The 25,305-nt window shown below is 65.7% G+C and carries 20 protein-coding genes; 5 read left to right on the forward strand and 15 right to left on the reverse strand.

All coding sequences use genetic code 11. The features are described 5' to 3' along the window. The 4 genes from VKF82_05570 to VKF82_05585 form a co-directional block, all read right to left on the reverse strand. A partial coding sequence (locus VKF82_05570; protein ID HME81526.1) for a hypothetical protein occupies window positions 1-278 on the reverse strand: 278 nt, incomplete at its 3' end. Between the two features lie 8 nt (window positions 279-286). After that, on the reverse strand, window positions 287-1,126 hold the full coding sequence (locus VKF82_05575) for a DegV family protein (protein HME81527.1): 840 nt from the start codon (window positions 1,124-1,126) through the stop codon (window positions 287-289). Further along, the gene (plsX, locus tag VKF82_05580) at window positions 1,123-2,139 is read right to left on the reverse strand and encodes a phosphate acyltransferase PlsX (GenBank protein ID HME81528.1); all 1,017 of its coding nucleotides are present in this window, start codon (window positions 2,137-2,139) and stop codon (window positions 1,123-1,125) included. The genes VKF82_05575 and plsX overlap by 4 nt, the downstream gene beginning before the upstream one ends. Next, window positions 2,129-3,745 (reverse strand): DAK2 domain-containing protein, encoded by a 1,617-nt coding sequence (locus tag VKF82_05585; GenBank protein HME81529.1) that lies wholly within the window; start codon window positions 3,743-3,745, stop codon window positions 2,129-2,131. Before VKF82_05585 ends, plsX begins: the two co-directional genes overlap by 11 nt. An 81-nt stretch (window positions 3,746-3,826) precedes the next feature. Here VKF82_05585 and rpmB point away from each other — a divergent pair, with 81 nt between their 5' ends. Further along, window positions 3,827-4,018: a 50S ribosomal protein L28 gene (rpmB, locus tag VKF82_05590; GenBank protein HME81530.1), complete on the forward strand. Its 192-nt coding sequence runs from the start codon at window positions 3,827-3,829 to the stop codon at window positions 4,016-4,018. A gap of 53 nt (window positions 4,019-4,071) precedes the next feature. Here rpmB and thiL read toward each other — a convergent pair whose 3' ends face one another. The 10 genes from thiL to cmk are packed head-to-tail and all read right to left on the reverse strand — an operon-like array spanning window position 4,072 to window position 14,977. Beyond that, the gene (gene thiL, locus VKF82_05595; GenBank protein ID HME81531.1) at window positions 4,072-5,070 is read right to left on the reverse strand and encodes a thiamine-phosphate kinase; all 999 of its coding nucleotides are present in this window, start codon (window positions 5,068-5,070) and stop codon (window positions 4,072-4,074) included. Window positions 5,071-5,074: 4 nt separating this feature from the next. Further along, window positions 5,075-5,770: a ribulose-phosphate 3-epimerase gene (gene rpe / locus VKF82_05600; protein HME81532.1), complete on the reverse strand. Its 696-nt coding sequence runs from the start codon at window positions 5,768-5,770 to the stop codon at window positions 5,075-5,077. Between the two features lie 34 nt (window positions 5,771-5,804). Beyond that, window positions 5,805-6,938 (reverse strand): PASTA domain-containing protein, encoded by a 1,134-nt coding sequence (locus VKF82_05605; protein ID HME81533.1) that lies wholly within the window; start codon window positions 6,936-6,938, stop codon window positions 5,805-5,807. Then, a complete protein-coding gene (locus VKF82_05610; protein ID HME81534.1) occupies window positions 6,935-7,696 on the reverse strand; it encodes a YebC/PmpR family DNA-binding transcriptional regulator in 762 nt (253 codons plus the stop codon). The genes VKF82_05605 and VKF82_05610 overlap by 4 nt, the downstream gene beginning before the upstream one ends. Window positions 7,697-7,710: 14 nt before the next feature. Beyond that, the gene (locus VKF82_05615) at window positions 7,711-8,442 is read right to left on the reverse strand and encodes a glycosyltransferase family 2 protein (GenBank protein HME81535.1); all 732 of its coding nucleotides are present in this window, start codon (window positions 8,440-8,442) and stop codon (window positions 7,711-7,713) included. A 1-nt stretch (window position 8,443) separates the two neighbouring features. Then, the gene (locus VKF82_05620) at window positions 8,444-11,812 is read right to left on the reverse strand and encodes a phospholipid carrier-dependent glycosyltransferase (protein ID HME81536.1); all 3,369 of its coding nucleotides are present in this window, start codon (window positions 11,810-11,812) and stop codon (window positions 8,444-8,446) included. A 54-nt stretch (window positions 11,813-11,866) separates the two neighbouring features. Beyond that, on the reverse strand, window positions 11,867-12,865 hold the full coding sequence (locus tag VKF82_05625) for a polyprenyl synthetase family protein (GenBank protein ID HME81537.1): 999 nt from the start codon (window positions 12,863-12,865) through the stop codon (window positions 11,867-11,869). Then, complete coding sequence (gene ispH / locus VKF82_05630; protein ID HME81538.1) at window positions 12,847-13,689, reverse strand: 4-hydroxy-3-methylbut-2-enyl diphosphate reductase; 843 nt, start codon at window positions 13,687-13,689, stop codon at window positions 12,847-12,849. Before ispH ends, VKF82_05625 begins: the two co-directional genes overlap by 19 nt. Window positions 13,690-13,694: 5 nt before the next feature. Beyond that, complete coding sequence (locus tag VKF82_05635) at window positions 13,695-14,273, reverse strand: lysophospholipid acyltransferase family protein (protein ID HME81539.1); 579 nt, start codon at window positions 14,271-14,273, stop codon at window positions 13,695-13,697. 11 nt (window positions 14,274-14,284) lie between these two features. Then, window positions 14,285-14,977, reverse strand: a complete 693-nt coding sequence (gene cmk / locus VKF82_05640) for a (d)CMP kinase (protein HME81540.1) — start codon at window positions 14,975-14,977, stop codon at window positions 14,285-14,287. Between the two features lie 161 nt (window positions 14,978-15,138). On the opposite strand from cmk, the gene hutH reads away from it, so the two are divergent. From hutH to VKF82_05660, 4 genes are all read left to right on the forward strand, one after another. After that, window positions 15,139-16,671: a histidine ammonia-lyase gene (hutH, locus tag VKF82_05645; GenBank protein ID HME81541.1), complete on the forward strand. Its 1,533-nt coding sequence runs from the start codon at window positions 15,139-15,141 to the stop codon at window positions 16,669-16,671. Continuing rightward, entirely contained in the window at window positions 16,668-18,326 is a 1,659-nt protein-coding gene (gene hutU, locus VKF82_05650; GenBank protein ID HME81542.1) for a urocanate hydratase, read from the forward strand. The genes hutH and hutU overlap by 4 nt, the downstream gene beginning before the upstream one ends. Window positions 18,327-18,355: 29 nt before the next feature. Next, complete coding sequence (locus tag VKF82_05655) at window positions 18,356-18,859, forward strand: YcxB family protein (protein HME81543.1); 504 nt, start codon at window positions 18,356-18,358, stop codon at window positions 18,857-18,859. 168 nt (window positions 18,860-19,027) lie between these two features. After that, a complete protein-coding gene (locus tag VKF82_05660; GenBank protein ID HME81544.1) occupies window positions 19,028-22,279 on the forward strand; it encodes a TonB-dependent receptor in 3,252 nt (1,083 codons plus the stop codon). On the opposite strand, the gene VKF82_05665 is transcribed toward VKF82_05660, so the two are convergent. Then, window positions 22,276-25,230, reverse strand: a complete 2,955-nt coding sequence (locus tag VKF82_05665) for a hypothetical protein (protein ID HME81545.1) — start codon at window positions 25,228-25,230, stop codon at window positions 22,276-22,278. The two genes, VKF82_05660 and VKF82_05665, sit on opposite strands and share 4 nt — an antisense overlap. Between the last annotated feature and the right edge of the window lie 75 nt (window positions 25,231-25,305).

Below are 25,305 nucleotides of genomic sequence, written 5' to 3' on the forward strand. Positions count from 1 at the left end.
GCATCCCCCGCCGCGATAGGCTCGGTCCCATCCTTATGACGTACTTTGCCGTTGCCCGAGATCACGTGATAGAACTCCCACTGCGCGCTGTGCGCGTGGTAGGGATACGGCGTCTTGCCCGCGGGAATGCGCAGGATCTCGACGTCGAACGGATGGCGCTCCTTGAGGTCGGTCGATTGCGGCTTGCGGCCCAGCGCCTCCGACACCTCGCGGCCGGCACCCTCGAATTTTCCCTTGGGAGACTTCCAGGTCAGCTCGGTCAGATCATCGGTGTTCACTTTGCGCATTATGGGATGAAGAACACTCCTACCGCGCCTGGGCCGGCATGGGTGCCAACCGTCGGTCCGGCGCACGTCGTGATGAGCGAAGCAGGCTCGATCGCCTCTTGGATGCGTTTGCGCACTTTCTCGGCCAGCTCCGGCGCGACCGAGTGCATCACCGCGGCACGCGCATGGTTCTTGCGCGGCACCTTCGAGGCGACGATGTCGATGATCTGGTCGACCGCGCGCGCGAACGTGCGCACTTTGCTGTGTTCGGCGACGAGGCCGTCTTTGAGCGTGATGATGGGGACGATCTGCAAGACGTTGCCCAGCACGCTCTGCAGCGGCCCGATCCGGCCACCGCGCGCCAGATACGTCAAGTTGGGGATCGCGGCGTACAGCTGATCGTTGGGGATGTCCGCGTTGCATTGGTCGACGATCGCCTGCACCGAATCGCCGCGCGCGGCTTGGTCGCGCGCGCCCAGGACCAGCAACCCCTGGCCGGCGGATGCGTTGCGCGTGTCGATGACCGTGATGCGATCGGGTGCCACCTGCTGCGCCGCCAGCGATGCGGAGTTGTACGTGCCGGAAAGCGCAGCCGACACGTGCAGCGAGACGACGTGCTCGGCGCCGGCGTCGAGCAAGCGCGTATACTCGGTGGCGAACGACGCGGGCGTCGGCTGTGAGGTCGTCGGCTGGTTCGGATCGCGTTGGAGCTTGTCATAGAACTGCTCGGGCGTGAGGTCGACGCCATCGAGGAACTGCTGGGCGCCGAAGGTGATGGTGAGGGGTACGACCGTGATGTCGACCGCTAGGGCTCCGAGGTCGCTGATGGAGTCGGTGACGATCGCGATCTTGGCGCTCATGCCTGTGCCGCCGCCGGCGCGAGCATGCGCTCGATCGAGCCGACAAGGTCCTGGCGCGCGGCGCGCAACGCCATCTTGCACGCGTGGTAGACGGTGAGCGCGTCGGCGCGCCCGTGCCCGATGATGCAGTTGCCGCGCACGCCAAGCAGCGGCGCGCCGCCATGGTAGCGATGGTCCAAGCGCGAGCGCACGCCGCGGAACACCGGCCGCAGCAACGCAGCACCCGCCTTGACGTGGATCGGCGCCTCCTCGATGGCCTCGCGCAACAGCTTGAAGATATACTCGCTCGTGCCTTCGGCCGTCTTGAGCGCGACGTTGCCGACGAAGCCATCGGCCACGACGACGTCGGCGTCGCCGAGCAGCAGGTCGCGGCCTTCGACGTTGCCGATGAAATGGATCGGCGCCGCCGAGAGCAGCGGAAACGCCTCGGCTGTCAGCGCGTTGCCCTTGCTCTCCTCCTCACCGACCGATAGCAAGCCCACTTTTGGATCCGGGATGCCGAGCACGGCACGCGAGTACGCGCTGCCCATGACCGCGAACTGCACGAGCCACTCGGCTTTGCAGTCGACGTTGGCGCCTGCGTCCACCAGCAGCATCGGTCCCTTGTGCGCGGGCCACGCAGTCGCAAAGCCCGGACGTGCGATGCCCGGCAAGCGCGAAAGCCGGATGGTCGCTAGGGCGAGGAATGCACCGCTGTTGCCGGCCGAGAACGCGGCGTGCGCCTCTCCATCGCGCACTAGATCGATCGTCTTGCCCATCGAGGTGGCGCCGCCGCGACGCACCGCGATCGCCGGCGCTTCGTCCATAGCGACGGTCTCGGAGGTCGCGACGATCGAGACGTTGGCCGGCGCGCCTTCGCGTTTGAGCAGCGGTTCGAGCGCCGAGCGATCGCCCACCAGCAGGATGCGGCAGCCCCATTCGCGCGCTGCGCGGCAGGCGCCGGCGACGATCGCGTCGGGCGCAAGATCGCCGCCCATGCCGTCGATCGCGATGATGACGTCGCTATCGTTCAATCGAAATCACGTAATCCGATGTCGCCTGGCCGCCGTAGTACGCCTCGACGGCCGATGAGGGGAACGTCTCTTTGAGCGTATGCGCGATGGCTTCTGCCTCTTTGCGCCGCCGCGCGTGCCCGTAGTAGAGCGTGATCAGCGATGGATCGGAGCTGACCGAGCCGCGCACCATCGCGACTGCGATGGCTGCCGCATCCGCTCCTTCAACGAGCCGCTCGGCCTGGCCGTCGCGCGCCTCTAGCGCGCCGACCAGCTGATTGCGTTCGACCGCCACGCCGCCGATCTGCGCCTCGCGACCGGCGCGAAAGATCGAACCAGAACCTGCGACGAGCGAATCCGCCAGCGCCTCGTCCGGCGTGACCGCAGGATCGTCAGGCCGGTTGAGCAGGCCGAAGAGCGCAGCGATCCCATCGGCGACCGTGCGGGTGGGGATGACGACGACGCGCTTGTCGCTGAGCGCGTCGACTTCTTTGGCGGCAAGCATGATGTTCTTGTCATTGGGCATGAGATAGACGACCGGGGCGAGCACTTTGTTGGCCGCCACCAGCAGATCTTTCACCGACGGATTCATGGTCGCGCCGCCGATCACCACGACGTCGGCGCCAAGCTCTTTGAAGATCTTCGCGAAGCCCTCGCCCGGCGCCACGGCGACGATGCCGCGCGGCTTGGATTCGCGATCGACGACCAGCACGTTGTGCTGCTCTTCCATGTTGTCGATCTTGAGGCGCGAGACGTCGCCCAGCTCGCGCGCCATGTCGGCGACCTTCTCCGGATAATCGGTGTGGATGTGCACGCGGATCGTGCCGTCGCCGCCGGCGACGATGAGCGAATCGCCGTGCGGCGTGAGCAGTGAGCGCAGCGAGTCCGCTTCGGTCTGCGTTTTCGAGAGCACGAACTCGGTGCAGAAGCGATGCGTTTCGACTTTCTGCTTGGCGGTGAACGTCGTGCGCCTGACGGGATTGCGCGGGAATGCGGTGGTATAAGGCGCGCGGCCGGGCAGCATGCGCAAGATGCCTTCCATGAAGTAGACGAATCCTTGACCGCCGGCGTCGACGACTTTGGCTTCCTTGAGGATGGCGAGCTGTTCGGGCGTCTTCTCGAGCGCTTCGTTTGCCGCAGCGACCGTCGCATGCAGGACGGCATAAAAATCTGGTTCGCCGGCAGCGGCCTTGAAGCACGCGTTCGCTGCGGCCCCAGCGACCGAAAGGATGGTGCCCTCAACCGGCTTCAGGAGCGCCTTGCGTGCGGCGGACACGCCTTCGGCGAGCGCGCTGGAAAATTCGAGCGTGTTGATGGAGTCGCGGTGGCGCACCTCGTAGGCGAAACCGCGGAACATCTGGGAGATGATCACCCCCGAGTTGCCGCGCGCGCCCATCAGCGAACCCTGGGCGGCCGCGGCGGCGACGTCTTTGAGCGCCCTGGAGCGCTCCTTGTGCGCCTCGACCATGGCCGAGCGGACGGTGAAGAACATGTTCGTGCCGGTGTCGCCGTCGGGCACGGGAAAGACGTTGAGATCGTTGACGACGGAGCGGTACTTGCGCAAGAAATACGTGCCGGCTACGAGGAAATCGGCAAATAGCTTTCCGTCGCAACTGGTTATCTGCACCCAGGCGTTTCCTCTTGAAGCGGCTATCCGTTGTGTGGTACTATACCGTGGTCATTCTTGTTCATCTGAGAGGAACCCCTCATGGCAAAGCGTTGCGACGTCTGCGGCAAAGGCCCCGCATCGGGCAACAATGTCAGTCACTCGATGCGTAAGACGCGCCGCCGCTGGCTGCCCAATCTGCAATCGGTGCGAGTCGTCGAGCGCGGCACGGTGAAGACCGCGCGCGTGTGCACCACCTGTCTGAAATCGCGGCGGGTCGTCCGAGCCGTTTAGCGCATCTGCTACGGGCCCGGCCTCAAGAGGCCGGGACTACATCCGAGCGGGGACTACGCTCGATTTAGGTGGTCGTAGCCGGCGGGCGCGACCGCCTCGCGTTTTCCTAGGCGATCGATCCAGACTCGCCCGTCGCCCGGTGCGAACCGGCCCAACGCTGCGAGCGGGCGACCGAAGCGTTTGCGAAACCCGTCCGCGACGTGCTTGAACGCACGCGGTTCGATCGCGGCGAGCAACTCATAATCGTCGCCGCCGTTGAGCATGAGATCCATCGGATCCAAGTCTAACGCCGACGCAGCCGTGGTCAATGCCCGGTCGGGAACGAGCGCCGCAGCATCCAGCACGACGTCAAGCTTGGATGCTTTGGCCATCCGAGTCGCGTCGGTGGACAACCCATCCGATATGTCCATCAACGCGCGCACCGAGCGCTGCGATCCCAGGTAGCGGCCTTCGCCCAGGCGCGGCTGCGGCGTGAAGTAGGCGGCGCGGACGGCCTCGAGCGATCCCGCGTCGATCACGACTGCCGCGCCGGCGCCTAGCGTCTTCAAGCCCGCCGCCGCGAGGCCGAGCGGGCCGGTCACGGCGGCGACGTCGCCCGCGCGCGCGCCGCTTCGCAGGCGCATGCGCGTCCGGCGGACCTCGCCCGCGACCGTCACGCTGATGATCAGCGCCGGCGCGCGCACGATGTCGCCTCCGGCGATCGCGCAGCGCGCGCTTTTAGCCAACGCCGCAACGCCGCGATAGAACTCTCGCACCCACGTCTCGTCAACAGCCGGAGTGAGCCCGAGCGCGATGACCGCGACGGTGGGCCAGCCACCCATCGCTGCGATGTCCGAGAGATTCTGCGCCAGCGCCTTATGGCCGAGCGCCGACGCGGTCGTCTCGGCAAGGCGGAAATGCACGCCGTCGAGCAGCATGTCGGTGGTCAACAGGCTTAAATGGTGCGAGTCGACCTTCCACGCCGCGGCGTCGTCGCCGATCCCGACCCGCAGCTTGCGCGGCGGCGCGCCGAGGGCGTCCACCATCGCGGCGACAAGCTCGTCCTCGGTCAACGGTCTAACGGTCGAATGAATTCGACCGCTCCATCCGCGCGTTCGAAGAATGCGCAACTACATCGCGCACCTGGCGCAGCGTCGCGGCCGGATCGGGCGTGCCGAACAGACCCGCGCCCATCACCACGGTTTCCGCGCCTGCGCGAAAGACCTCGACGACGTTGTCGAGCGATACTCCGCCATCCACTTCCAGCTCGATCGAAAGGTCGCGTTCGGCGATCAACCTGCGGGCGGCGGCGATCTTCGCGGTCGAGGTCGGGATGTAGGATTGGCCTCCGAAGCCGGGGTTCACGCTCATGATCAGGAGCAGATCGATATAGGGCAGGATCTCGTCGAGCACGGAGAGCGACGTCGCAGGATTGACCGCCAGGCCCGCGCGCACGCCTAACTCCTTGATCTGATGGATCAGGCGGTTGGCGTGCACCGTCGCCTCCCAATGCACGGTGACGATGTCCGCGCCGGCCTTCACGAAATCGGCGACGTAGCGCTCCGGCTCGACGATCATGAGGTGGGTGTCGAACGGGAGCTTCGAGAGCGGACGCAGATCGTGGATGATCTTCGGGCCCCACGTCAGGTTCGGCACGAAGCGTCCGTCCATGACGTCGAGGTGGAGATAATCCGCACCCGCGCGCGCGACAAGGTCGATCTGCGCGCGGATGTCGGCGAAATCCGCCGACAACAGCGAAGGCGCGATCTTCATAGGCCTGGCGTTCGCAAGCGGTCCGCCAGTTCCCTCAAAGCCCGTTCGTGGTGGACAGAGCGCCGTCGATGTACGTCTGAACCGTGCCGGCGCCGGTGACCGTGACGTCGAACTGCAGCGTGAAGCCGCCTCTGGTGGTTTGGTCGTACAGGTCGTGCGATCCAGTGGCGTCGACAAGAGCGACGCGCACTCGTTTGGCGGTCGTCAACGCCGGCAGCGCGACTTGGATGCGCATCGAGCGCGCCACGGGCTGCGCCGACGGACTGGCCTGCGGGTTGGGCGACGAGCTGGGCGAGGGCGACACCGGCAACGGTGTGGTGATTATAGGCGCCTCGGTCGGCGCTTCGGTGGGCAGCGGCGTGGGCGTCGGCGGCGGGCCGCCGCTCACGTGCAAGATGACCTTCGAGCCCGCGTCCAAAGGCTGGCCTGGCAGCGGGTCTTGGGCGACGACGACGCCGCGCGGTTTGGCGTTCTTGGCGATCGGCATCCATAGCGGTGGCCCTAGCGAAACGCCGGCCTGTTTGGCCGCGACGGATGAGAACTCGACGCTCAAGCCCACGAAATTCGGCACGTACGCTTCCGGCCTGCCTTGCGCGACCGTGACGTCGACCTTTGTGCCCGCCGGCGCTTGGGTCAGTGCGACCGGGCTTTGCGACAGGATGCGGCCTGCAGAGACGATGTCGCTCCTCTGCCGCGTGATCGTGCCGAGATCGAGCCGCGCGTTGGTGAGCGCGATCTGCGCATCGCGCAACGACAGGTTGCCGAGGTCCGGCACGTCGGACAGCGTCGGCCCGTCGGAGACGATCACGTCGATGATCCGTCCCTGGCGCACGTGCTCCCCCGCCGCCGGGAACTGGCCGAGCACGTCGCCTTTGGCGACTTTCTCATCGTTATGATGGGCGACGACGCGCAGGGTCACGCCGGCGTGCGACGCCGCGCCCTGCGCCGCGTCCATCGGCATGCCCCCGAAATCGGGCAGCACGATCGGGCTGCCGGCGGGCGCGAACAGGCGGTACGCACCGATGGCGACGAGCAGGACGAGCAGCGCCAGCAGCCCCAACGCGATACCCAGCGCGGTCGAGCCCGCGCCCGGCGGACGCGGCGGCCGCGGCGGCGGCGACGCGTAGTCGACCGTGCGCCGGCGCCTGCGCGGCTGCGGCGCGCTCACGCCAGCGCTTCGAGCACGTCGACGGGGATGTCGGCGTTGGAGTACACGTTCGTCACGTCATCATGATCTTCGAGCGCGTCGAGCAGCTTGAGCACCGCCGGCGCGTTCTCGCGCGAGACGTCCACCTGAGTCTTGGCGACCAGTTCCAATGACGCGGACGTGACTGCGCGTCCGCGCGGCGCCAGCAGCGTGCGCTCGACCTCCGCTCGCACGGCGCCGAGAGCGCGCGGCTGCGTGATGATATCGGCGCTATCGCCCTCGGCCACGACGTCGACGACGCCGTCGACGATCGCGCATTCAAGCAGCTCGTCTTCCGAGATGCCTGCAGCCGGCATCGTGATGACGCCGCGCTCTTCGAAGAGCCAGCCGACGCTGCCCGTCTCGCCGAGATTGCCGCCGTTGCGTGAGAACAGGTAGCGCATCTCGGACGCCGTGCGGTTGCGGTTGTCGGTCACCACGTCGACGATGACCGCGACGCCCGCCGGACCGAACCCTTCGTAGCGGATCTCTTCGTACGCTTCGCCCTTGCCCGCTCCGGCGGCGCGCGCGATGGCGCGCTTGATGTTGTCCATCGGCATGTTGTTGTCGCGGGCTTTCGCCACCGCCATCTTGAGCTTGAAGTTCGCCTCGGGGTCCGGCGTCCCAGAGCGGGCGGCGACGATGATCTCTTTGCTCAGCTTGGTGAACAGCTGGCCGCGCTGCGCGTCGACCTTGCCCTTCTTGAGCTTGATGTTGTGCCACTTGGAATGTCCGGACATCGCCCTTCCTCTTCTTACGCGTGCTGCCGCTGGGCGGCCGGCGTCAGCGGCATCCCCAGGCGCAGGCGCACGATGTCGCGGATCGTCTTGAGGATGACCTTGGGTGTGGCGCCCTTCGAAACGCCGGTCGTGCGGGGATAGTGATGCACGCCGATCTCTTTGATAGGCACGCCTGCGCGCCCCAGCTTGATGAGCAGCTCGGAACTGATGAACGCGCCGTTGGACTCGAGCTCGACCGCGCCCAACGTCTCGCGCCGGAAGAGCTTCCACGCGCAGTCGATGTCGCGGATGCGCAGGCCGAACATCGTCCAGATGACGAGCCGGTACGTGCGCGCGATGACCAGCCGGTGCCACGGGTCGCTGCGCTTGATGCGGTAGCCGGCGACGACCGGCGCGCCGTGCGCAAGCTCGAGCGTCGCCGGCAGCTCGTCGAGATGGAACTGCCCGTCCGCGTCCGAGAAGAACACGAAATCCTTGGTCGCGCTCGCAAAACCCGTGCGCAGCGCTGCTCCGTAGCCGCGATTGACTTCATGGCGCACCAGGCGCACGCGCGGGTCCTTTGCGGCGAGCGCGCTGACGATGTCAGCGGTCGCATCTTTGCTGCCGTCGTCCACGACGATGACTTCGAAGTCCGAGACGTCGCGCTGCGCCGCCGCGACCGCGTCGCGTACGGTGCGCTCGATGATCCCTTCTTCGTTGAACGCAGGGAAGAAGATCGACAGCGACCCTGCGGGCTGTTCGCTCACGTCAGATCCAACCGATGCAGTTTTCTTTCTGCCCAGTCGCACAGCCTGAGGGGAGCCACATGTGGCTGTACCAGTTCTGATAGGTGATCGGCACGGCGCCCAAGATCGGGTAGAAGTACACGAAGCCGACCAAGCAGAGCGCCAGATACGCGGCTGCGGCCAAGCGCACGGCGAAGGGCCGGTTGGGCTCTTCGCCGGCGGTACGATGCGCCCAGCGCCACAGCCGGACGATGACGTACACCGTGCACAGACACAGCAGCGCCGTGTTGTTGTAGATGTTGTATTGGAAGTCGATGCGCGGCGAGCCGACCCACGGCAACCAGTGCAAGAAGCAGGCCGCGACGACGATCAACATGCCCTTGTGGCGTTCGCGCCACGCCAGCCAGCCGGCCAGCGGAATCGTGATGAGCCCAGCCACCCACACGAAGGGATTGGGGAGCGACAGCACCTCGGCCACGATCTGCACGGGATCGCTCGGCTTGGTGAAGGTGTGATAGTAGTACGACACCGGGCGGATATCGAGCGGCCAATACCACCACGGCGAGGCGTAGACGTGGGTGGCGATCAGATCGTGGTGGTAGCGGTACATGCCGTACTGCGAGCTGAGGATATCCTGGAACGTCTGACCCAGCGTGAAGTACGGGATGTAACACGCAGCGTACATCAAGATGCCGATGAGCACCACGCCGGCGAGGAACAGCGGGAAGCGCCAGCTCAAGGGGTTGCCCCAGAGCAATCGCCGCGGCAACTCCAGCTTCACGCCGGCGTCGCGCCAGCGCCAATACGCGGGCAGGAAGGCCTGGCCGGAGATGAGCACCGCGGCGAGCATGATCGTCGCGATGTCGAACAGCCCATACCACTTGCTCGCGCATACCGCACCGAGCGAGAGACCGGTGAGCACGAGCCACGGCCCCCAGCGCTGCTGATCGAAGAACTCGACGCCGCCGTGCACGCCGCGGATCGATCCATCCGCCTGCCAGCGCACCGTCGTATCCCCCTCAGTCGCCGTAGCACCATCCGACGCCCACACGACTTTTTGCACGCCGTCATCCCATGTGGCGTTCTTGAGCGGCCGCTGTTCGCCCGACGGAAACGTCAGCGTGTTGCTTTGGGCCACAGTGCCGTCGGGATACACGACGACCTGCCCCTGTTGCCGTTCGTGCAACAGCCTGCGCGCCCATAACGCGCAGAACGCAGCCAGCAGCGCGACGAAGATAAGGTATGCATACCAAGGCGGCCCGGCCGGCGATATGCTGATGTCGTAATGTTTGACCTCAAACCAGACGAACGCGACGATCGCGATGAAGACGCCGACGAGCGCGAGGTCGGATGCTCGGTCCGGATAGCTGCCGTCGCGACGGCGCACGATCTGGCCCGCGGTGAAGAACCGATAGGCGCAATACAGCGAGCACAGCGAGAACAATCCGATGAAGATGTCCGGCAGCGCGGTGCGCGCCTGCACGAACCAGAATCCGCTGGCCATGAGCAGCAGCACCGCAGCCACCGCCGCGGCGGTCGAGGCGAACATGCGCTTCGCGAACGCGTAGAGCACGGGCACGGTTGCGATGCCGGCCAGCGCGCAGGCGATGCGCGAGCTGACCGGATCGCCGATCTGATCGTCGACGAAGAACTTGCCGAAGCCCACCCCGCTGCGCACCAACCACGCGCCGAACGCCGGCAGCGCGATCTGGAAGAACCATGCCGTGGCCGCCATGATCAGCTTGGTCAGGGGCGGGTGAGTCGATTCGAAGACCACTTGGTGGTGCAGATATTCCTGCGCCGAGCGCGCGTAGTAGATCTCGTCGAAGATGCGCTCGTTCGGCAGCCCTATGCGATAGAGCAAGAGCAATGCCGCGGCCGCCGTCAACCCGGCGACGATCAGCCAATCGGTGCGTGTGAACCCGACGAGGCCTTCGAGCAGCTGCGGGCTGCGGCGCGGCGGCGCCCGCTCTCCGGCGATCCCGCCGCGGAACCACTCTTTGACTTTGACGTCGAACTCCTCGATCAGATAAATGCTGGCGACCGCGAAGAAGCACAGCACGTTGACGATCGAGAGGGAGTGCACGAGCACCGGGCTCAGATCCGCGCTCGGCGTCTTCAGATAGTACAGTCCATAGAAAAGGTCGACCAAGAACGTGCACGCGAGCGCGACGGTGACGACGCGCTGCACCGCGCCGAGCGGCCGCACGAGCACGATGAGCACGATGGCGGTGAAGAGGTAGCGCTCGTGCATGCGGGTGAGCAGCATGAAGTAGCCGAGCATCGTGAGGAAGCACGCAGAGATGAAGCTGTTCTCGGCATCGGCGCGCGAGACGTCGGGACCGGTCGTGCGCCATTGGCGCAACGCGAAGGCGATGAGGAATCCCGTGAAGATGCCGACGCCCCACATCCACAGCGGTCCGAGGTTGGCATGCAGGCCGAAGAGGTTCAACTGGACCGGCTGCATGTCGGACTGCCAGAAATCGTTCTTCATCGAGTACAGATTGAACGCGTTGACCGAGTTGTACGGGTAGCCGTCGCGGCCGCGCGCGTACGTGCCGTACAGCCATTGGAAGAGCGCGAGCGGAGAGCGGTCGCTCGTGAACGGCGCGGTGCCGAGGTAGGCGACCAGTCCGGTCACGACCGGGATGGCGGCGAGGCGCCAGGTGAGCCCTTGCCGGCGTATCTGCCACAGCACGAACAGCGGCACCACCGCGATCGGATGCGGTTTGATGAGGATCGCGAAGGCCAGCGCGGCCCACGCGAACTCGAACCGGCCGGTGAGCGCGAGATAGATCGCCCACACGAGGAAGAGCGCGGCCACCGAGTCGGCCTGGCCCCAGTACGCTGAAAGAAACGCGATGTCCGGATTCAGCGCTGCGATGATGGCGGCGCCGACCAGCGCGGTCCGCAGATCCCAGTTGCGCCGCATGATGAGATAGGTCAGATAGACCAACCCGATGTCGGCGAGGATCGCCGGCATCTTGACCGAGATCAGCAGCGTGTCGAGGCCGTGCTTGGCGAGGCCCATCCAATCGAGCAGCCAGTGCAGGCCCGCCGCGCCCCACAAGAACAGCATGTAGCCCGGCGGATAGTCGATGAACTGGACGTGCGTGTAGAACCCGCTCGGGCCGTATTTCGCAAGCACGAGCAGCCAGTTCTCGAACGTCGCGATGTCGGTCGCATGGCCGATGAGCCCGATCGGGAGAAGCCGCAAAACGAACGCCGCCACGCAGAGGGCGGCGATGTTCACGATCTCGTGGCGGCTCAGCGGGGTGCCGGCGGCTCCCGAGTCGCCGTTTCCCCCGGTGCTCACGACCTTTGGACGCCCGTCTTGACCCGACGCGGGCGGCTTGGCCTGCTTCGCGGCTGCGGCCTTACGCTGTGACACGACTCGTTGCGTTCTCCTGATGGGACGTTTGGAACCTGCCGCTCGGGCGTCTGATCAGGCGGCCGGCGCGCTCCAGTCGTCGACGAAGCGCCGCAGCGGCTCACTGCCGCCGGCGTGCGCCGTGGCGCGCGCGAAGTAATCGGCTGCGGCGCTTTCGGCGGCCTCGCGAGCGCCACCGCGCTCGAGGGCGCCGCGTATATCTTCTATATCGGCCGGCGCGACGGCATCGCCATCTTTCGCGTAGACGCGCGCGATGATCTTGCCCGCGCCCTCAGCGTCGTGGGAAGCGGCCCACACGATCGGGTAGGTGTGTTTGCGACGCGCGATGTCGCCGCTACCGCTTTTGCCCGTCGATTCGCGCGGCCCCCAAATCCCCAGTACGTCATCGCGGATCTGGAAGCCCAGGCCGAAGAGCCGCCCGAACTCGGCGCAGCGCTCGACCTCCGCTTCGTGCGCGCGCGCGAGCGACGCGCAGCGCGCGCCCAGCGAAGCGGCGCACGCGAACAACGCGGCGGTTTTGCCCTCGATCATCTCCAGATATTCGGTCGGGGTCACCTGTGCGGCGCCCTCCGCCGCCAGATCGAGCGCTTGGCCTTCGCACATGCGCACGTGCGCGCGCGCCAGGTCCCCGAGCATGGCCTGCGTGACGCTTGCATCGAGGCGAGTCGTCTCCTGGAGGGCTGCGTACGCGAGGGCGCCGACCGCATCGCCGGCGTTGATGCCGTGGGCGATGCCGAACTTGGCCCACAGCGTCTCGCGCCCGCGCCGCAGCCGGTCGCCGTCTTCGATGTCGTCGTGGATCAGCGAATAGTTATGGAGCAGTTCGATCGCCGCGCAGGCCGGCAATGCGTCCTCGAGCTGCGCCCCGAGGGATGCGGCGGCGGCGAGCACCAAACGCGGCCGCAGGCGCTTCCCGCGGCGGACCTCCGCGCCGAAGTGATGCGCGATCTGCTGCGCGAGCGGACCGCTGTTCGCGTGGGCGTGCAAAAAACGCTCGAGATGGCGCTCGAAATCCTCGAGCGCGCGCTCGTCGGCTAAGCCGCCGGAAACCACTCGCGCAGCTTTTGCTCGACTTCGTCCGCCAAGAATCCGGGCGTGGATGCGCCCGTCGCGATGCCGACGCGCTCGGCGCCGTTGAACCATTCGCGCTGCACGTCGCCGGCGTTCTCCACCAGATGCGCTTTGGCGCCTTCGGCCTCGGAGATCTCCGCCAGATGGCGCGTGTTGGCCGACTTCGAACCGCCGACGACGATCATCACGTCGACGTCGCGCGCCAGCTCGCGCGCGGAGAGCTGCCGGCCTTGCGTGTCCGGGCAGATCGTGTTGTAGATGCGCGTCTCGTAATTGATGGCCGCGATCTTGGCGACCAGCTCTTTGAACTTGTCCTCGTTGAGCGTGCTCTGCGAGACGATCGCGATGCGGCGCATCTTGCGGATCTGCGATTCGTCCTGCGGCCACTCGTTGAGCACGACCGCGCCGGGCACGTGGCCGGCGATGCCGCGCACTTCGGGGTGATTCGGATCGCCCAAGATGATGACGCTGCGGCCTTCTTCTTGCAGCTTCTTGGCCAGCTTCTGGGTGCGCGTCACCATCGGACAGGTGGCGTCCACGACACGCAAGCCTTTGGCTTCCGCGTGCTCGAGGGTCTGCGGCGGCAACCCGTGCGCGCGCACGAACAACGTTCCCGATCCGATGTCGTCGACCGATTCGGCGTTTTTGAGACCGCGTTGCTCGAGCTCTTTGACGATGAGCGGATTGTGGACGATGTTGCCCATGGTATGCACGTCGCCGCGCTGCGCCGTTTCGGCGAGCGCCTTCTTGTACGTGAGCTCCACTCCGAAGCAGAACCCCTGGGTGCGCGCCTTGAGTATCTCCATCGCTCCTACGGCTTGCTCAGCTCATCGATCGCGGCCGACAATTGCCCGGTCCACGCTTCGATTTCCGCCTTCGTGGCTTTTCGCGCGCTTCCCTGGAGCACGATCGGCTTGCCTATGCGCACTTCGACATGACTGCCGCGCAAGCGCTTCGTCGCAAGCGTGGTCCGGACCAGACCGACGGGCACGACTGGGCAGTGCGCGGTCGCGGCCAGCAAGACGGCGCCTCCTTTGGCCTTGGCATCACCAGTGACATTGCGCGTGCCCTCCGGGAAGATGCCGACGACGCCGCCTTCCTTTAGTATGCGCAACGCGCGCCGGAACGACCCGATGTCGGCGCTGTCGCGCGAGACCGGGAACGCGTGCACCTTGTCGATCAGGTACCCGAGCAGCGGGATCTTGAAGAGCTCTTCTTTGGCCATGAAATGGATGGTGCGCGGGAACCACGTGCCGAGCAGCGGCGGGTCGAGAAATGAGCGGTGGTTGGCCGCGACGACCAACGGGCCATCCATCGGCACGTTCTCCTCGCCGCTCACTTTGACGTCGAACGCAAAGCGCGTCGATGGCCGCAGCGCCGTTTTGACCATGCCGTATAGACTCACTGTCTCATGCCTGGCGCGCGCGCGCCGCGCACGCGGCGTTCGAGCTCATCGACGACCTCGTCGAGCGTCATCGCCGTCGTATCGATCACGATCGCGTCGGGCGCTTTCGCCAGCGGCGACGCCTCGCGTTCGCTGTCGCGCGCGTCGCGGCGCTCGATCTGCGCGCGCAGCCGCTCGCGGTCCACACTTACACCGCGCGCCTCCAGCTCGCGCAGACGGCGGTCGACGCGCGCCTCGAGCCCCGCCGTGAGAAAGAACTTGGCCGTCGCGTCGGGCAGGATCACGGTGCCGATGTCGCGCCCCGCCATCACCACGCTGCGCTTGTACGCGAACGCGCGTTGCGCGGGCACGAGCCGCTCGCGCACGCCGGCCATCGCCGCCAGCGGCGACACCGCGCGCGAGACCTCGGTCGTGAACAGCTCCGAGCCGAGTTCGCGGCCGCCGGCGACGATCACCGCGCGCCCGGCGGGTCCTGGTGCGACGATCGACGGCGTCTCGCGATCGAGCAGCGCGAGAACGCCCGGCTCGTCGTCAGGCACGGCGCCGCGTTCGAGCGCCAGCCACGCGACCGCCCGGTACAACGCGCCCGTGTCCAAGAACGCGCACTGCAGCCGCTGTGCGAGGCGAGCGGCGACCGTGCTCTTGCCGGACGCGACGGGCCCGTCGATGGCGATCTGGAGCGGCTCCATGTTCTTCACTGGCGTGGGGCGTTCCAATCCTTTGCGAAGTGCGAGCGGATGCGCGCTTCTCTTGCGCGAACGTCAAGCGGCCGAAAGTAGTCGACCGTTCCATCGGTCGAATAAATTCGACCGCTCCATTGGCGATTCAGCGTTAGGGTGGGATACGGATTGTGCTGACCTCTCCCCTCGTCCACATCGATGGGACCAACTTGACGATTCCGCTTGTCAAGAGCATCGCAGCAGGCGCCGTCGACGTCAAGCTCGACGACAGCGTGCGTCCGCTCGTGCAAGCAGGGCGCGACCTCGTCGAGCGCACGGTCAAAGCGGGCCAGCAGATCTACGGCGTCACGACGGGCTTCGGGCGGCTCAAGAGCGTCATGATCGACCCCAAAGACGCGATCGAACTGCAGCGCAATCTCGTGCTCAGCCATTGCACCGGCGTCGGCGAGCCGCTGCCCGAGGACGCGACCCGCGCATCGGTGCTGCTGCGCGCGCACTCGCTGGCGCGCGGCTACTCGGGCGTGCGCGTCGAGATCATCGACCTGCTGCTCGAGATGCTCAACCGCCACGTCTCGCCGATCATCCCGTGCAAAGGTTCGGTCGGCGCGTCGGGCGATCTCGCGCCGCTCGCGCACATGGCGCTGGTGCTCATCGGCGAAGGCGAAGCCCTGTTCGAGGGCGAGCGCCTGAAGGGCGCCGAGGCGCTCAAGGCCGCGGGCCTCAAGCCGATCACGCTGTCGTATAAGGAAGGGCTTGCGCTGATCAACGGCACGCAGATCATGACCGGCATCGGCGCGCTGGCCGCGCACCGCGCAGGCCTGGCGTGCAAGGCGGCGGACATCGCCGGCTCGATGAGCCTGGAGGCGTTTTTCGGAACCGCAGCGGCGTTCGACGAACGCCTCAACGCGTTGCGGCCCCATCCCGGCCAGGCGCGCGTGGCCGCCAACATGCGCCACATGCTGCGCAATTCAGGCATCCTCGCCTCGCACGTCGATTGCGATCGCGTGCAGGATCCGTATTCTTTCCGCTGCATCCCGGTCGTGCATGGAGCGGTGCGCGACGCGATGCACGCGGTCGAGAACACGCTGGTCATCGAGATGAACTCGGTCACGGACAATCCGATCGTCATCCCTGAAGATGGATCGTTCTTGACGGGCGGCAATTTCCACGGCGAGCCGGTGGCGCTGGTGATGGACTATCTTTCGATGGCGCTCACCGAACTGGGCTCGATCGCCGAGCGACGCATCTACAAACTGCTCGAAGGGCTCGAAGGCCTGCCGCCGTTCTTGTCCGAGGGCCACGGTTTACACAGCGGTTACATGCTGGCGCAATACACCGCAGCGGCGTTGGTGTCCGAGAACAAGACCCTGTCCTATCCGGCGTCGGTCGATTCGATCCCGACGTCCGCCGGCCAAGAAGACCACGTCAGCATGGGCACCATCTCAGCGCGCCAGTGCGAGCAGGTGGTCACGAATCTGGAGAACGTCATCGCCATCGAGCTGCTCGAGGCGGCGCAGGCGCTCGACTTCCGCGCGCCGCTGCGCTGCGGCCAAGGCACGGCCGTGGCCCACGCGCTGATCCGCGAGCGCGTTCCGCACCTGCGCGAGGACCGCATATTGAGCGAAGACATCGCCGCGGCACGCGAGCTCTTGACCAGCGGGGACCTCGTCCGCGCGGTCGAGGCCGAGATCGGCGTTCTGTGAGCGCATCCACCGCCCGCATCGTGCGCGCGCCGGTCGGTCCTCAGCTCAGCTGTCTTGGCTGGGGCCAGGAAGCCGCGATGCGCATGCTCATGAACAATCTCGATCCGAACGTGGCCGAACGGCCGGAGGACCTGGTCGTCTACGGCGGCAGCGGCCGCGCCGCCCGCTCGTGGGAGGCGTACGACGCGATCGTTCGCACGCTCAAGAGGTTGCGTAACGACGAGACGCTGTTGGTGCAATCCGGCAAGCCGGTGGCGGTGTTCACTTCGCATGAGAGCGCGCCGCGCGTGCTGATCTCCAACTCGATGCTCGTCCCCGCGTGGGCCAACTGGGAGACGTTCCGCGAGCTCGAAGCGCAAGGCTTGACCATGTACGGCCAGATGACCGCCGGCTCGTGGATCTACATCGGCACGCAAGGCATCTTGCAGGGGACGTACGAGACGTTTGGCGCGCTCGCGGCCAAGCATTTCGGCGGATCGCTCAAAGGACGCATCGTGCTCACCGCGGGCCTGGGCGGCATGGGCGGCGCGCAGCCGCTGGCGATCACGATGAACGGCGGCGTCGCGATCGTGGTCGAGATCGATCCGGCGCGCATCGAGCGGCGTATCGGCGACCGCTACTGCGATGTGAGCGCCGCCAACGACCTCGACGAAGCGTTGCGGCTCGCGCAGGACGCCGCGATGGAAGAACGCCCGCTGTCGATCGCACTGCTCGGCAACGCGGCCGAGGTCTTTCCGGCGCTGCTGCAGATGGGCGCGCCGATCGACGTCGTGACCGACCAGACCGCCGCGCACGACGTGCTGACCGGATACGTGCCCGCCGGCATGACGCTCGAGGGAGCGGACGAATTGCGCCAGCAGGATCCGCAGCAGTACGAGCGGCGAGCGCGCGAGTCGATCGCCGCGCACGTCGAGGCGATGCTGGGCTTCCAGAAACGCGGCGCGGTCGTCTTCGATTACGGCAACAACATCCGCAAGCAAGCGCAACTCGCCGGCGTCAAAGACGCCTTTGCGTTCCCGGGCTTCACGCCGGCCTTCATCCGGCCGCTGTTCTGCGAAGGCAAGGGGCCCTTCCGCTGGGCCGCGTTGTCGGGCGACCCAGCCGACATCGCGGCGCTGGACGACGCGCTGCTGCAGACGTTTCCCGACGACGCGCACCTGGCGCGCTGGATCGCATTGGCGCGCGAGCGCGTGACGTTCCAAGGATTGCCCGCGCGCATCTGTTGGCTCGGCTACGGGCAGCGGCGCACTTTCGGCCTGCGCATCAACGAGATGGTGCGCTCGGGCGCGCTCAAAGCGCCTATCGTGATCGGACGCGATCATCTGGACGCGGGCTCGGTGGCCTCTCCGTACCGCGAGACCGAGAGCATGCGCGACGGATCCGATGCGATCGCGGATTGGCCGATCCTCAACGCGCTCATCAATGCCGTCAACGGCGCGCATTGGGTGAGCGTGCATCACGGCGGCGGCGTCGGCATCGGCTATTCGATCCACGCCGGCATGGTGATCGTCGCCGACGGCTCGGCGGATTCGGATGCGCGCCTCTCGCGCGTGTTGAACAGCGATCCCGGGATCGGCATCGTGCGCCACGCCGACGCCGGATATCCCGAGGCCATCGCGGCGGCCGACCGGCACGGCATCGATTGGAGACTGTAAACCCGCCCGACGAACCTGCACCGATCCGCGTGGTCGTCAATCCGGATCCGTCAGAGGCCGCACGCGTCCAGACCCGCCTGTTCCTGCGCAGCCCGTTGGGTGTCGCTTTCGTCGCGCTCGTGGTCATCGTCTGTCTCCCCATCGCAGCGTTCGGCTTCTGGTTGATCTTCGTCCGGCAGCAATACGTCGTCGGGACGTTCTTTGCGGTGTTCGCCTGCGCGCTGTTGGTGATGTGGCCGCTTCGCTTTCCCGCGGCGATGGCTAAGCGCATCGAGAAAACGCTGGCCGCGGAGCCGGGCGAACGGGCGCTCACGTTCTCGACCCAGGGCGTCGACTCCAAGACGCCGCACACCGAGGCGCACGTCGATTGGACGGCGGTGAAAGGCGCGCGCACGGTTCCGGAGGGGCTTCTCTTGCACATCGGCCGCACAAGATTTTTCGTCTCAAAGCGGAATTTCGCGAGCCCCGCAGAGTACGACCGAGCGATCCAGCTTATCGGCAGCATGATCGGCGCGCGCGCATCGTTCGGATAAACATCGCATCGAGTGCCGATGCTGGGAGCGCTGCCCGAAAGATTTTCGGCGATGATTTCGGCAGCGTTTCGTAGGCGGGTGTGATGCAGGTCACACCGTCCCGCGGGCAGTAAGGCACTCTTAAGGATTCATTATCTCTTGCACTGCGGCTGTCACCGGAGGCTTCTCATGCTTTTTCGCCGCTCCAGGAGCCTAACGCTCGCCCTGGCATTCGTGCTTGCCATCGCGCCGCTCGCGGCGAATGCCGGCACGACCGGCAACATCTCGGGCAGAACGCTTGACGAGCACAGCGCGCCAGTTGCTGCCGTCAAGGTGACGGTGACATCGCCTTCGCAAGCGGTGACGACGCTTTCCAGCGCGGCCGGCTTCTACTCCATCCTCAACCTTGCGCCCGACACGTACCGCATCACCGCGGTCAAAGATGGCTACGCCACCGCGACGCAGAGCGGTGTCACGGTGCTCGCCGACCAGACCAGCCGGGTGGACATGGTGATGCAGCCCTCGGTGCGCACGCTCGGCCGCGTCACGACCACCGCTGCAGCCGGCATCGTGAGCAAGTCGGTCACCGGCGATCTATACGCGGTCAACGCGCAAGCGATCAACTCGTATCAGGGCAGCGCCGGCGGCGCCGAGACGCTGTACAGCCAGAACGGCGTCGTCGGATCCTTGCCGGGCGTCACGCGTACGGTCGGCACCGGCGGCGGGTATGCCGGCAACGGCAGCTTGAGCATCCGCGGCGGTTCGAACGACCAAGTCGGCTTCGAGCTCGAGGGCATTCCGCTCAATCGCTCGTTCGACTCCGCCAACGCGACCGCGTTTCTCACCAACGGCCTCTCGCAGCTGCAGGTCTACACCGGCGGCGAGCCTGCCGATTCCGGGCGATCGATGGCCGGATACATCAATGAGATCATCCGGCGCGGCTCGTATCCGGGCGGCGGCGACCTGACGTATGTGATCGGCACGCCTGATCTGAACAGCACGATACAAGCCGACGTCTACGGAGCCTCGCCGAACCGGCACTTCGACTACTACGCCTCGACGCTGTGGATCAACTCGGGATACAGCTTCGGCAACCGCAGCAATCTCGACAACACGGTCATCAACGTGCCCGCCAACGACCCGGGCTGCGGCGCGTCAAACGCGCTCACCGGAGCCGCGCTCGATTGCACCATGCCGCACACGCTCAACATGCCGATCTCGCAAGGCGCATGGTCGAGCCTGCTCAATCCGCAGGCAGCGATGGCCGATACCGTCGTGAATCTCAACTGGGGTTTCGACCACCAAGGTCTGACCGACAACCTGCAGCTGCTCTACAACGTCGGCATGACGCGCACGCCGTTCAACTATTCCGGCCCGACCCTCGATCCGCTGCTCTCAGCCAGCGGCGTGACCGGATCGACCGGACTGCTGCTCTATCCCACCGGCGCGCTCTACACGGGTGCGCTCGGCGGTGTCTTCGATCCCAACGCGATGTACACGCTGACCTGGCCGTCCGCCGGCGGCAGCGTCGGAGAGATCCCGCCCGCCTATCGCGACAGCCAGCGCACGCAATCATCCATCGAGAAGGTCAGCTACACGCGCGCGTTGACCAGCTCGTCGTTCCTGCGCCTCTATGGCTACGCCATCTACTCGCTGTGGAACTTCGATCAGGCGACCAACGGCTATCTCGGCGATTCGTTCTACGATCTGCATGACAACGCATACGGCTTGACGTTGAACTATCAGAACCAGGTCGACGCGCACAACCTCGTGCGGCTCGACGTCGACTATCTGCAAGAGAACAGCCTGCGCTACAACTACGCCAACAATTTTTCGATCGACGGCTTCGTCAATTGCTTCCTACCGTACAATCCCATCCTGACGCCAAACCCATATGCTCTTGGGCCGAACGGCATCGACTTCGGCTGCGCGGCCAATGCTGGAGAACAGGTCGCACAGATCAACGGGCCGTATGCGTACTGGAACAGCATCAGTCCGGTCACGAGCGATTTCGCGGTGGCGGACACGTGGCACCCCAACGATCGCTTGACGTTCGACATCGGCATACGCTACGACGACTTCTACGTGCCGCTCATGCCGCTGCAGATCACCGGCCCGAACGGCATCGCCGAGCAGGCGCAGGATCAATTCGGAACGTGCTTGCACGGTTATGCATACGCCGCCAACTCGAATTGCAATCTCTATCTGACTCAGGGAGCGACGGATGGTTCCTTGCCGACGTCGGCCATGCCCGGTGCCGGCAATTGGACAAATGTCAGCGGCTCTGAGACGTTCACCTACTGGAGCCCGCGTTTCGGCGTGACCTACTCCGCCACGGCGCGCGACGTGTACCGCTTCTCGGTCGGCCGCTATGTCCAGGCGCCCGCGACCGCCTATGAGGAATACCGCGGCGCGCCCGTGTGGGGTCCAGCCGACACGGTCTCCATCCTCAACAACTTCTACGACGGCATCGGCTTCACGGCGCTGCACAACATCCAGCCGCAGGACAGCACGAACTACGACGCGTCGTGGGAGCACGATTTCAACAATGCGATGGCGATGAAGATCTCACCCTTCTATCGCGACACGCGCAATCAGATCCTCAATATCCCCGTCAACCCGGCCATGCCGACGTTCGAGACCGGCTATAATTTCGGCGCGGCCCGCATCAGCGGTGCGGAGTTCCTGCTGCGCGACTATCGTACGTCCGACGGCTGGAGCGGCACGCTTGCGGCCACGTACACCAACTCCAAGATCCGCTTCACCGCGCCCATCGGCGGCACCAACTTCATCGACACGATGAATGCCGGCATCAGCGCGTACAACACGCAGTACAACACGAACTATCCGCTGCTCAACCGCAATGGATTCTACTCGCCGTCGCTGTTCCAAGGGCCGACGATCACCGGGCCCTCGTACGACGTGGCCTGGGTCGTCAACCTCAACGCGAGTTATCAGACCCATGGCTGGCTGCTCTCGCCGACGTTCAACTACCAGTCGGGCAACCCGTACGGCGATCCGCTGCTGTTCCCCGACACGCACTGCCCGGCCACACCGTATCCAGGCTGCATCCCAAACTCGACGGGCATGGCGCCGCTGACCTATGGCCCTGACCCGTACACCAACACGTTCGACGCGCCAGGCTCGCTCAAAGGCCCGTGGTGGCTGACGATGAACTTCGCGATCTCGCACGACCTCATGCCCAATGTGAAGGCGAGCATCCTGTACACCAACGTCTTCACGGTCGTGGGCAATCACGGCTATCCGTGGGAGCTGCCGGCGGGCAATCAGGTCGTCTCGTACGAGGACGGCACGTTCTACGCGAACAACCCGATCGGCTCGTTCCGGCCGCAGTACATCGGCGAGTCTTACTATCCGTATCAGCCGAGCAGTATCAACCCGTACCACCAGCTGATCTTCAGCGTTTCGTCGAAGATCTAAGAGCGCGTACAAGCGTCGACGTTGGTCACCCACACGATTCCGATGTGGTGCGTCCCTATGTATTGCATGACGTCCGGGATAAGCCGGTCGAACTGCGCTTTGACCGCCGCGGCTTCGGCGAGCTGCGCCTGCGTCGGCGGCCCCTGCGAAAGCGCCAGATCATCCGTTAGGATCTGAATGCGTTCCCGCAGCCGGTCCGGACGATGTTGATCATCTTCGGCGTTGAGCGGATTTGAGGTCAGCTGATCGTAGAGCGACTGGCCCCTCGCGTCGAGCGGGCTCTTCTTCGCCAAATGATCCAGCGTGTTGAGCACGGTGTCGATCCGCGAGAGATCGTCGTTAAGCGCGTGGAGGAAATCATAACGCGCCACGTAGTCCGCTTGCGTCCACGGTGCGCGCGGATCGGGCTGTATCGTGAGCGGCTGCTCGAACGCCGTGTTGTTCACGCATAGCTGCATTGTGTACTGGCCGGGCGGAACACTTGCCCCGTCGTCCGAGCCTTGGTTCCATTCCTTGACCGACTCCCATTTCACCGGCGGTTCTTCGCTGAGATCCCAAGCAAGGCGATTCAGACCAGGATGAGATGGCCCGTCGAGCCGGCGCAACACACGGCGGTCTGAGGTCAGGAAGGTTATCTGCGGCTTCGTGCTCGGCGTCGCTGCCAACTCGTAGGTGATGATCGCGCCGTCGGGCGGGTTCTCGCCGGCGAACTGGCCCGCGGGCGCACTGCCCTCGCCTTCCTGAACGCCGTAGATCGAATACCACGCGCGGTGCCACGCGTAGGTCGTGCGCGGCGCGAATAGATAGGTGCCTGCCGCGCGCGCTTGGGTCAACGCCTGAAGGGCCGTCAGATCGTCGAGCACGTAGAAGCCGCGGCCGTGCGTGGCGACGAGCAGATCGTCGGCGGTCGGCTGAACGCGGAGGTCGCGCACCGCGGTCACCGGCAGGTCGCCTTGCAGGCTTTGCCAGTGCACACCACGATCGAACGAGATCCAGATGCCTTGCTCGAGGCCGAGGTACAAGACGTCGGGGTTGCGCGGGTCTTGGCGCACGACGTGCGCGTCCTGATCCGCAGGCAAGCCGTTAGCGATGGAACGCCACGTCGCGCCATAGTCGTCCGTCGTGAAGACGTAGGGCGTGCGGTCGCCCATGAAGTGGCGGTCCACGGTCGCGAACGCGCTGCCGGGCGCAGACGGTGAAGCTTCGATGTTCTCGATCCGTCCGTACGGCGGCGCAGGCGGCGCGACCAAGCTCCAGTGCGCTCCGCCATCGCGCGTCACTTGCACGAGACCATCGTCGGTGCCGACCCAGATCACGCCCGCATCGAGCGGCGACGGCGCGATGCTCAGCAGCGTGTCGTAGAATTCCGCACCTGAGACGTCCAGCGTCACCGCACCGCCAGCGGCTTGCTGATGCGCTGGTTCGTCGCGCGTGAGATCGGGGCTGATGGTCTTCCAGGTGCGGCCGTAATCGGTCGTCTGGAAGAGCACGTTGCCGCCGAAGTACACGCTCTTGGGATCGAGGCTCGAGATCGCCAGCGGCGCCTCCCAATTGAAGCGATACGGCAGGCCCGCCAGCGCCATCCCGTTGGTGTCGCGCGCATACGGCGACACATCGTAGCTTTGGCGCGCGTTGAGCAAGAACGTGTTGAGCTGGCCGTTGAGATCCTTGACGCCGACGTTCCAAACGACGTCGGGATCCAGCACGTCGGGGATCGCCACGATGCCGTCGCTGTCGTTGCCGACGTCGCGCCAGTTCGCGGTGAGGATGCCGAGCGGATCGAGACTGTCGGTCGGACCGCAGAACGAGTCGTTATCCTGGAAGCCGCCGCAGACGTGGTATGGGTTTTGCATATCATAGCCGAGATGGTAGATCTGACCGATGGCGATGTTGTAACGCCACTCCCAGTTCTGGCCACCGTCGACGCTGATCGGCGCGCCGCCATCATCGGCTTCGATCATCCGCTTGCCATCCGCGGCGAGCCACAGCGCATGGTGGTCTTGGTGCAGCGCGGACTTGAGCTGGGAGAACGTCTTGCCGCCGTCTTTGGACTCGAAGAGGTCTTCCGACATGAAGTACACGTGGTCGGCGTTGCGCGGATCGACTTCAAGCCGGGTCATGTAGAATGGACGTTGATTGAGCGCGTCGTCGCGATTCATAAGCCGCCAGTGCGACCCGGCGTCGTCCGAGCGCCACAACACGCCTTCGCGAGATTCGACAAGCGCGTACACCCGGCGCGGATCGCTTGGCGCGACGGCCAGCCCGATGCGGCCCATCAACCCCGACGGCAGGCCGTGCCCTGTCAGCTTGTTCCAGTGGGTGCCGCCATCGGTCGAGCGGTAGATGCCGTCGTCGGTTCCGCCGCTGGTGAACGTCCACGGCTGGCGGCGGAACTGCCAGATGCCGGCGAACATCAGATGGCAATGCGCATCGCAGGCGATGTCGGATACTCCGCTTTGCGGACCGACGTACAACGTGTGACGCCATGTCTCGCCGCCGTCGGTCGTGCGATAGACCCCCCGATCCTCGCTGTCGCGAAACGGATTCCCGAGCGCGCCCGCGATGACGACGGCCGGATTCTTCGGATCGATGAGCAGTCGCGAGATGATGTACGAGCGCTCGAGACCGCGATGCGACCAGCTCACGCCGGCATCGGTCGTGCGCCACACGCCGTCGCCGTACGAGGCGTCATTGCGCGGTTTCGACTCGCCGGTACCTACCCAGACGGTGCGTTTGTCCGACGGCGCGATCGCCAGCGCGCCGATCGCCGCGACCGGCTGACGCGCCCACACGTCATCCCAGGTCACGCCGCCGTTGAATGTGCGGAAGACCCCGCCATCGGCCGCGCCGATATAATACAGGTAGGGATCGGCGTTCGTGCCCGCCACCGCCGCGACGCGGCCACCCGATTGGCCTGGGCCGATCGAGCGCCAGTGCAGGTCACCCAGCACGCTCTGGTCTGCCCCTGCCGCGCGCGAGCATAAGCCGAGCATAATGATGGCACTGGCTGCAACCGCGAGGCGACC

The sequence above is a fragment of the Candidatus Eremiobacteraceae bacterium genome (genome assembly GCA_035314825.1).
Taxonomy (GTDB): Bacteria; Vulcanimicrobiota; Vulcanimicrobiia; order Eremiobacterales; family Eremiobacteraceae; genus JAFAHD01.